The sequence below is a fragment of the Mesorhizobium sp. M7A.F.Ca.AU.002.02.1.1 genome (assembly GCF_003998535.1).
GTDB classification, from domain to species: domain Bacteria; phylum Pseudomonadota; class Alphaproteobacteria; order Rhizobiales; family Rhizobiaceae; genus Mesorhizobium; species Mesorhizobium ciceri.
Window position 1 is genome coordinate 1 of record NZ_RZPB01000386.1, and the last position, 5,848, is coordinate 5,848.

Here is a 5,848-nt window from a genome sequence, read left to right on the forward strand (position 1 = left end):
ACGAATTCGTCCCAGGAGAAGGTCATCGACAGGAAGAAGCCGGCGAAGATGGCCGGCGCCATGACCGGCACGGTGATCAACAGCAGCACCTTCCATTCCGGCGCGCCGAGGTCGCGCGCGGCGCGCTCGATGTTGATCTGATGGTCGCCCATCTGGCTGTAGATGATGGCAAAGCACAGCGGCAGATTGATCACGACATGGCCGATGCCGGCAGCCAGTAGCGATTTCGGTACGCCGGCCCAGTTGAACAGCACCAGCAGCCCCATGCCGATGATGAGATAGCTGACCGTCAGCGGCAGGGTGATCAGCCCGCGCAGCAGGCCGGAGCCGGGCAGGACGAAGCGGGCAAAGCCCCAGGCGGAAAGGAAGCCGAGCGTCACGGCGGCGAGCGACGAGATGGACGCGACCAGCAGCGAATTGACCAACGCCGAAGTCAGCCGTGGGTCCGAGAGCACCGCGTCGTACCAGCGCAGCGACGGGCCGGTGAAGGGCGGGATCGGGAACGACGTCGCCTGCAGCGAAAACAGTACCAGCACGATCACGGGCAGGAAGATGAAGCCGTAGACGGCAAGCGCGTAGAGCCAGGAGGCGATGCGGACAATCCTGCGCATCTCAGGCCCGCTCGATCTTCAGCCAGTGGGCGCAGGCGAGATAGGCGATGGTGACCACCGCCATCAGGATGATCGACAGCGCCGAGGCCAGCGGAAAGTCGCCGCGCCGGCCGATCTGCATCATCACCAGCTGCGGCATCAGCAGCTCGTTGTTGCCGCCCAGGATCTGCGGCGTGATGTAGTCGCCGATGCACAGCACGAAGGTGAGGAAGGCGCCGACCATGATGCCGGGCAAGGTCAGCGGCAGCACGACATGCAGGAAGGTTCGCACCGGCCCGGCGCCGAGATCGGCGGCCGCCTTGCGGTAGCTCGGGCTGAGCTGCTTGAGATTGGCGAAGATCGTCAGCGTCAACAACATGACGAAGAAGTGCACGAAGCCGGTGATGGTGGCGAAACGCGTGTTGGCGAGATGCACAGGCTCGCTGATGAGGCCGGAGCCGGTCAGCGCCCGGTTTATGACGCCGTTCTGCGCCAGCACCAGCAGCCAGGAATAGGAGCGCACGACATAGGAGGTCCAGAACGGCAGCACCGCCAGCATCAGCGCCAGCCGCTGCCAGCGCTCCGGCACCTGTTCGGCGAGGATCCAGGCGAAGGGATAGGCGAGCAGCACCGAGACCACGGTGACGATCGCGGTCACCTCAAGCGAGTTCACCATCGCCTGCCAGTAGGAGGGGTTGGTGAAGAATTGGCTGTAGTTGGACAGCGTGAAGCCGCCGCCCTCATGCGCCGTCAGGCTGGAAAACCCCATGGCAATGAACGGCAGCACGAAGAACAGCAGCGTCCAGCCGAGCGCCGGCGTGACCAGCGCCCAGGGCAGAGCAGAGCTCGCCCGGGGCAGGGTATGGCCCGCCCGGGGCAAGGGGTTGTTTCCAGCCGAGCTCATGAGCGCTATCGGCTCATTTCGCCTGCAGCATTTCGGTCCACATGTCCTGCATCTTCTTGTCGAGATCGGCGTTCGGCGCCGGATAGGCCTGGGCACGCGTCAGGAAGCCCGGCTGTTCGTCGAAGCGCAGCACCTTCTTCTGGTCGTCGGTCAGTGCTGCCTTGGTGTTGGCCGGCATGCCCCAGTAGCAGGAGGAGGTGGCAAGCCGCGCCTGGCCCTCCGGGCTCATAATGTACTGGATGAACTTCAGCGCCATGTCCTTGTTCTTGGAATCCTTGAACATGGCCAGCGACTGCGACCACAGAACCGCACCTTCTTTCGGGATGGAGAAGTCCAGCGCCGGGTTTTCCTTGGCTAGGCCCGCCGTCACCCATTCGCCGCCGCCGACCAGTATGTCGACCTCGCCCGTCGCCAGCGCCGTCTGGCTGGCGGTCACTTCGCCGACCAGCTTGGCATTGGCTTTCATCTTCAAGAGCTCGTCCTTGAGGGCGGGCAGGTCGGCTTCGGTGAGATCGGCCGTCTTCTTGCCGATCGCCAGTGCGGCCATGCCGATGACCGGCAGGTAGTAGTCGTAGATGGCGACCTTGCCCTTGTACTTGTCGCCGGTCAGGGCCGCCATCGACTGCATGTCGGCCGGATCGACCTTGGTCTTGTTGTAGCCGATCGTGTTGTAGCCGAACTTTTCGGTGATGCCGTAGCGCTTGCCGCCGACCATGGTGGAGCCGTTCATCTTCACCTGCGCAAACAGGTCGGCCAGCGGCAGCTTGTCTTCCGGCAGCGGCTCGAACAGGCCTTTTTCGACGCCGCGCGGCACGTCGATCGAATCGATCACCATCACGTCCCAGTCGCCCGGCTGCGACTGTTCGACGATGGCGAGGCCAGCGCCGGTGCCCTCGAAATCCTTGACGTTGACCTTGACGCCATTGGCCTCCTCGAAGGGCTGCAGCAGCGCCGGATCGGCATGATCGCACCAGATCAGCGCGTTGAGGTCGGCGGCCTGGACAGCGCTGCCGGCTGCGAGCAACAGCGCCGCGGCCGCGCACGCAGCATGCAGATGGCTCTTCAACATGGAAAGCGAATTCATGGTCTTGGAATGTGCGGACATCGAGTGTTCTCCCTTGCCTTTGTGGCTTCTTGCAAAAAATTGAACCAATTCTAAAATTGAGTCAATTCTGTTTTTGTGGAAAGAGGCTGGAATGAGCGGATTGCGGGCAAGGCAAAAGGCGGACCGGCACAGGCGCATCATCGAAGCGGCGGCGGAACTGTTTCGAGAGGCCGGCTATGAGGGCGCCAAGATAGAGGCGATCGCCACGCAGGCCGAGGTCTCGGTCGGCACCATCTACAATTACTACGAGAACAAGGGCGACATCCTCGGCGCCATCGTCTCGCTGGAGGTCAACGAGGTGCTGAATGCCGGGCAGGGCGTCGTCGCCAGGCCGCCGGCCAATGTCGGCGATGCGCTGGATACGCTGATCGGCATCTACATCGAGCACTCGCTGCACTATCTCAGCAAGGAGATGTGGCGGCAGGCAATGGCGATCTCGACGCAACTGCCCGACAGCCCGTTCGGCCAGGCCTACACCGCGCTCGACCGCGCGCTGACCGAACAGATCCGCGCCCTGATCGCCCGGCTGCAGGCGCTCGGCCTGGTGCGCCAGGACATCGACGGGGCGGCGCTCGGCGAACTGATCTTCAACAACATGAACATGATGTTCATCGAGTTCGTGAAACGCGACGCGGCGAGGATACCGGAGCTGCGCGCAGCGATACGGAGGCAGAACCGGATTTTGGTGGCGGCGATCGGGGTGTGAGGGAGTCAGGAGCAGACAGGAGAAAATCGTCGGTTCGGCATATTGTCATTTCACACCAGCGCTCGCCTCTTGAGTTGAATTTAAAGCCTGGTACAACTTAAGGGAGCATAAAAAGGGGAGGCGTAAATGGGGGCGTTTTCCATCTGGCATTGGGCGATCATGCTGCTGTTGATCGGCGTGCCTGTTTTCTTTGCTGTTCGATCGGCCGCGAAGCCGTCGCAGAATCCTGAGGCTCTTGTGGGCTTCGGCGGCTGGCTGATGCTGCTGGCTATCGGTCAGGCATTGTCACCGCTGCGCACACTCGCCGAATTGGGGGCCTCCAGCGATGGCGACAACCAGCTCATGCTGGTGCCGAATGGACCCATGGTGGTCTATGGCGAGGTTGCCCTGCTGCTGGCATTCATGGTGCTTCAGCTTGTGGTGCTCGTTGCCATGCTGAGGCGGAGCCTTCGGTTCAAGCAGTTGTTTCTCATCCAATGGCTCGCAATCCCGGTGGCGGTCATACTGGACGCGATCTGGGTCTCCACCGCGATCGGGGTTTCGGTTCGGCAAGTGGTCACTGGCGAGGCGCTTGCGACGCACATAGTCTCGTTTGTGCTGATAGGGCTCTGGGTCGCCTACGTCTACAAGTCCGTCAGGGTGCGGAACACCTTCACCAGGGTTGGGGCATCCACCCAGGTTGCTGGCGCGTCGTAGAAGAAGGCACAACTTGGAATGTTGGAACTGCGCGCGGCGATCCGCGGGCAGAACCGAATTCTTGTGGCGGCGATTGGGGTGTGACCTCGTGCACCACTATGTCGCCATCGAACCTGGAACGGCCAGATCCTGAGCCGACCGACCTCGACCATCATCCGTGACGGCTGCGACCTTTTGGAAGGTCTTTATTTCGGCCTCATTTATACGTGCTGCCCGCGCTCTCGCCTGGAGATCAACCAGGCGCGCCACGAGCGCTTGCGACGTCTCGACTTCAGGGTTCATCATTTTCATTTGTCCGATTGAGTGGCGATTTGACGAGCGCAACCCGCCGGCATCCCTGCCGGCGGGCCTGGCCGGTTCGAAGTTTCAGTCGTAGACTTTCACAATCTTGCGTGTGCTCGGGTCCACCAAAACCGTTCGGTTGTCGACCACCGTATAGCGGTATTTGACGTTGGGAACCTCGTGGAGTTCGACCGTGTCTGGCAGAGCCGTGCCGACATTCAACTCCACCCCCGGAAGCTTCACAGAAGCCAAGGGTTGCTTCTTCACGTATTCGCGCACGACGGTGTCCTGTTCCGGTGTGATAACCACATCCTGTGCCGCAACCGCGCCGACGCTGGCCAACAGCAAGAGCGCCGCAGCGGCGCTGCTTAGGTGCATCCTCATTTGTTTTTCTCCTCTTGTAACCTGGCGGCAGCACGATCGGCTGGGCGCCAGCCACCCGAACACGTCGCCAGGCCAAACGTTCCTCATACGGGCCTCTGTCTGAATCCGCGCAGGACCAAAGTCTGGTTGGAAAACGCAATGGTCTTACCCGTTGGGAGTAGGCGGAACGGCTTAGGCCTAAAGGTTGTTGTCTCTCCAATTCGGAGAGAAACAGTGGAAAAAAGTGTCGGCCAGGCGCGATGGTTGCTCGCACCGATTTTCGCAACAGCCATCACCTTCCTGGTGATGGGGGTCGTTCTTGGCTGACATGGCGTGGATCGGCGCAGCTACGTCCCTTCCTGCGCTGATAGGACCCGTGAGCTGCTTCGGCGGCGGGCGGGTCCTGTATTTCACCGTGCGCCCATGCATGCTCATTCGGCAGGCGTGGGCGCATTTCTAGCACATGTACCTTGGGAGGTTTATTATGGATCGGCGATCCTTCTTGACTGCAATGTTTGGCGTTGCCGGGGCAGCGGCCCTTGCAAGCGCTGTCCGCCCAACTGACGCAATGGCGGGTGTTCCAGGGGCCGGACACGGCATCCTCGATGAACTTGAGACGCCACAAACAGAGACCTTTGAAGAAGACGCACAGGCAGAAGTGCAGCAAGTCTATCATCGGGACTGGCACTACCGTCCCCACCGCCGCCGGCGGGGCTGGAGACGGGTTTGCCGCAGTTATTGGCGGCATGGTCGCCGTCGCATCCGGTGCAACCGCCGACGTGGTCCTTCGGTCGTCCTTCGATTTTAACTGATTTCCCGCCTCGGCCCGTTCCGGCTCACGCGCCGAGAACGGGCCGGTTTAGATTCTTTTCGGTGAACGATCACAATGACATTGGTCCAGAGATCGAATGAGAGTGGCAGCGCGAACCAACCGGGAAATGGCAACGATGATCGTGCGCCCGGGTTTGTGGCCTCCGTCGCTTTGCCGGACAAAGAAAACATTGCCGACCTTGTCAGGCGAACAGAGCGCATGGCCATCTTGGTGGTTCTTGGACTGAGCGGCTGGTTGATGCTCGTCCCCGCTATTTATCTTGTGCTGACGCACGGGATATGAAGCTTGCGGGACATCCGTGCGCGCCCAGGGTTGGATTGCAATCGCATCGGATCGCGGCTTCCGCAGCCGTTTCGTGTCACCGGCAATG

General features: G+C 61.4%; 7 protein-coding genes. 2 read left to right on the forward strand and 5 right to left on the reverse strand.

Annotated elements, in window-relative coordinates:
• The 3 genes from EN879_RS21750 to EN879_RS21760 all read right to left on the reverse strand — a co-directional run.
• Window positions 1-611: ABC transporter permease (locus EN879_RS21750; RefSeq protein ID WP_164774507.1), on the reverse strand; the 611-nt coding region annotated here is incomplete at its 3' end.
• A 1-nt stretch (window position 612) separates the two neighbouring features.
• Window positions 613-1,494 carry an ABC transporter permease gene (locus EN879_RS21755; RefSeq protein ID WP_063168083.1) on the reverse strand — a complete coding sequence of 294 codons (882 nt, stop codon included), beginning with the start codon at window positions 1,492-1,494 and terminating at the stop codon, window positions 613-615.
• Between the two features lie 13 nt (window positions 1,495-1,507).
• Complete coding sequence (locus EN879_RS21760; RefSeq protein ID WP_063168082.1) at window positions 1,508-2,599, reverse strand: spermidine/putrescine ABC transporter substrate-binding protein; 1,092 nt, start codon at window positions 2,597-2,599, stop codon at window positions 1,508-1,510.
• 91 nt (window positions 2,600-2,690) lie between these two features.
• Between EN879_RS21760 and EN879_RS21765 the strand changes: the two genes are divergently transcribed.
• Window positions 2,691-3,305: a TetR/AcrR family transcriptional regulator gene (locus EN879_RS21765; RefSeq protein ID WP_024503901.1), complete on the forward strand. Its 615-nt coding sequence runs from the start codon at window positions 2,691-2,693 to the stop codon at window positions 3,303-3,305.
• Window positions 3,306-3,431: 126 nt separating this feature from the next.
• Window positions 3,432-4,001: a DUF2569 family protein gene (locus EN879_RS21770; protein ID WP_063168081.1), complete on the forward strand. Its 570-nt coding sequence runs from the start codon at window positions 3,432-3,434 to the stop codon at window positions 3,999-4,001.
• 366 nt (window positions 4,002-4,367) lie between these two features.
• On the opposite strand, the gene EN879_RS21780 is transcribed toward EN879_RS21770, so the two are convergent.
• Both EN879_RS21780 and EN879_RS39470 read right to left on the reverse strand, forming a co-directional pair.
• On the reverse strand, window positions 4,368-4,667 hold the full coding sequence (locus tag EN879_RS21780) for a DUF1236 domain-containing protein (protein ID WP_013531386.1): 300 nt from the start codon (window positions 4,665-4,667) through the stop codon (window positions 4,368-4,370).
• Window positions 4,668-5,505: 838 nt separating this feature from the next.
• A partial coding sequence (locus tag EN879_RS39470) for a hypothetical protein (RefSeq protein WP_206520979.1) occupies window positions 5,506-5,848 on the reverse strand: 343 nt, incomplete at its 5' end.

Coding starts and splice junctions, on each gene's coding strand:
- EN879_RS21760 (WP_063168082.1), bottom strand. CDS start 2,599: ATGTCCGCACATTCCAAGACCATGAATTCGCTTTCCATGTTGAAGAGC.
- EN879_RS21780 (WP_013531386.1), bottom strand. CDS start 4,667: ATGAGGATGCACCTAAGCAGCGCCGCTGCGGCGCTCTTGCTGTTGGCC.
- EN879_RS21770 (WP_063168081.1), top strand. CDS start 3,432: ATGGGGGCGTTTTCCATCTGGCATTGGGCGATCATGCTGCTGTTGATC.
- EN879_RS21765 (WP_024503901.1), top strand. CDS start 2,691: ATGAGCGGATTGCGGGCAAGGCAAAAGGCGGACCGGCACAGGCGCATC.
- EN879_RS21755 (WP_063168083.1), bottom strand. CDS start 1,494: ATGAGCTCGGCTGGAAACAACCCCTTGCCCCGGGCGGGCCATACCCTG.